The sequence below is a fragment of the Hubeiibacter jixunmingi genome (genome assembly GCF_041928215.1).
GTDB lineage: Bacteria > Pseudomonadota > Gammaproteobacteria > Pseudomonadales > Moraxellaceae > Acinetobacter.
Genome location: NZ_JBHFHK010000113.1, coordinates 1 through 2,792, shown reverse-complemented (window position 1 = coordinate 2,792; position 2,792 = coordinate 1). Strand labels below are relative to the sequence as shown.

Genomic DNA, 2,792 nt, shown 5'->3' with positions numbered 1-2,792 from the left:
ACCGATGAATCTTTTGCTGCTAATATCTATCTGGCTGCAACAATAATCAATTTGCGTTAATTGTCAACACGCCCTAGATTATTTTTCTTTGAAAAGTAAAAATGCGAATAACACAAATCAAAACTTCTATAACGATGGTCGCTATCTTTTCCTTCATCTGAAAATTTATTTACAACCAATTTAAGGTCATCTTGCTGTAAATTACTCATCATGAAAAATCATCTTATAAAAAATATACTTTTAACTTTACCAATTTATCAAAAATCGAACAATATTTCCAAGAATATTTATTGATGAAAAATAACTTTCATCAATCAAGCAAACGCTTGCTGTCGCCATGCTTCATAGACGATAACAGCTGTGGCATTAGACAGGTTAAGACTACGTGAATTTTCCGCCATCGGCAAACGAATCCAATGCTGTTCAGGAAATAATAATCGCACTTCCTCAGGTAAACCACGCGTTTCAGGACCTAACAAAAATGCCACATCGCCTTTTAAATCCAAACTATAAGGCGTATTATAACCCTTAGTGGTCATCGGGAAAATTTGATTTTTATCAATGCCTTGTTTTGCCAAATCTGCCAAACATTGTTCAAGGTTTTGCCAAATTTTTAAACTTGCCCATTCATGATAATCCAAACCCGCACGTTTAAGCTTTTTATCATCTAACTCAAAACCCAAAGGCTCAATCAAATGCAATTTCGCACCCGTATTAGCACATAGACGAATAATATTTCCGCTATTACTTGGAATTTCTGGTTCAAATAAAATCACATGAATCATAGGGTTAGCTCTTTAATCTATTGAATTTAATTTGATGTTGCAAGCGTATCTTGCCATTGCAACTGCTCTCGCAATTTTACCACTTCACCGATAATGGTCAGTGTTGGGGCGGAAATGTGTTGCGATTGTACTTTTTGGTAAATATCCGCCAATGTGCCGACAATCACTTGCTGTTCAGGCGTTGTGCCTTTGGAAATCAATGCCACAGGCATATTTGCACGCTGTCCGTGAGCCATCAATTTTTGGCAAATACTCTCTAAACCCACCAAGCCCATATATAGTACAAGGGTTTGATTTTCATAGACTAATTCCGACCAAGGCAATTCTGGTGAACCATCTTTGAGATGCCCTGTCAAAAACCGCACGCTCTGTGCATAGTCACGATGCGTCAGTGGAATACCTGCATAAGCAGCACAACCTGACGCAGCGGTAATTCCGGGTACCACTTGAAAAGGAATATTGGCATCAGCAAGCTGTTGGATTTCTTCACCGCCACGCCCAAAGATAAATGGATCGCCACCTTTTAGACGACACACTCGCTCGCCTGCTTGGGCATATTTTACCAACAGTTGGTTAATATCTTGTTGTGGCACGCTGTGATTGGCTCGCGCTTTGCCGACATAGATTTTTTCCGCATCACGACGGCACAAATCCAAAATCGCAGACGATACTAAACGATCATAAATGACAACGTCCGCTTGTTGCATCAACCGCAAAGCTTTTAGGGTTAATAATTCTGGATCGCCCGGCCCTGCACCGACCAAATACACTTCACCTTTTGGTGTTTGCCAGTCTTGTAAAGCCTGTTGCATCAAGCTTTCCGCAGTAGCTCGATCGTTATTAAAAACTGCTTCTTTAACAGGGCTTTGATATAGATTTTCCCAAAAAATCCGTCTTTGCTCTGGGCTTGGGATTTTTTCTTTGACACGACTTCGCCACTGTCCCGAAAATTCGGCAAGTTTGCCCAAATTATGTGGTATAAGCTGTTCGATTTGCGTGCGTAATTGGCGTGATAAAACAGGTGATGTGCCATTACTCGCCACGGAAATGACCAAAGGCGAACGATCAATGATTGCAGGCACCATAAAGCGGCAATGTGGCGGATCATCGACGCTATTCACCAAAATATTTTGCTGTTCGCACAGCTGAAAAATCTGTTGATTCACTGCTGAATCATTGGTTGCGGCAATCACAAGACGATAATGATTCAAAGACGTATTGTGCTGAAATTTTTCTAATATAATGTTGCCATCATGCTGTTCAAGTAATTGTTGTAAAGCTAGCTCAATCTCAGGGGCAATCACGTCAACAATTGCACCTGCTTTCACGAGCAATTGTGCTTTGCGATAGGCGACCTTGCCACCACCGACAATCAAACAGCGTTGTTGTTGTAATTTGAGAGAAATCGGGAAAATATCCAAAGTCATGCTCTTCTGCGAAATCGAAAACCGTTGCACTATAGCATAATTGGTAATACTCAACAAAATTCATCATAAACGTATTTTCAAATTTTGGATAAAAATACGATTTTATTTGTTCTTCATCACTGTTAATGCCAATCTTAAACCGAAAGGACGAAAAATTTGATTGATGGTATCAACGCTATAATTGCCTTTATCATTTTCCACATCAGATACGGTTTTGCGAGAAACTTTAACTAAATCAGCAAATTGTTGTTGCTTCACACCCAGCACTTGAATACGCAATATTTTTAATAATTTCCCTTGCGTCATTGCACCCTGCAAAAATTGTGCAATCACTTGATCCCGTGCTTGAGTACGGGTCAAACCTTGCAAATCTGGCAAATCTGGCAAATCTGGCGTATTTTTTGATGCCCTTTGTGCTTGTGGTTTAATTTCTATTGCTAAATCATCTTTCATAATAAGCCCTTTTGACTATCTTTTGTTTAAAGAATAATATATGTTACATCATATTAGGGTGTGTTGACATACAAAGAAAATCAGTTATTCTGATTATATGAATAGACTAACACTTACTGATGCCCAA

4 protein-coding genes are annotated in these 2,792 nt (G+C 39.3%); all 4 read right to left on the bottom strand.

Going from position 1 to position 2,792, the window contains the following annotated elements:
• Nucleotides 1–56 precede the first annotated feature (56 nt).
• Complete coding sequence (locus tag ACEYX7_RS10820) at nt 57–209, bottom strand: hypothetical protein (protein ID WP_374805501.1); 153 nt, start codon at nt 207–209, stop codon at nt 57–59.
• Between the two features lie 105 nt (nt 210–314).
• Nucleotides 315–785: a tRNA (cytidine(34)-2'-O)-methyltransferase gene (locus tag ACEYX7_RS10815; protein WP_374805499.1), complete on the bottom strand. Its 471-nt coding sequence runs from the start codon at nt 783–785 to the stop codon at nt 315–317.
• Between the two features lie 26 nt (nt 786–811).
• A complete protein-coding gene (cysG, locus tag ACEYX7_RS10810; RefSeq protein WP_374805503.1) occupies nt 812–2,206 on the bottom strand; it encodes a siroheme synthase CysG in 1,395 nt (464 codons plus the stop codon).
• Nucleotides 2,207–2,314: 108 nt separating this feature from the next.
• The gene (locus ACEYX7_RS10805; protein WP_374807164.1) at nt 2,315–2,665 is read right to left on the bottom strand and encodes a helix-turn-helix transcriptional regulator; all 351 of its coding nucleotides are present in this window, start codon (nt 2,663–2,665) and stop codon (nt 2,315–2,317) included.
• Nucleotides 2,666–2,792 lie beyond the last annotated feature (127 nt).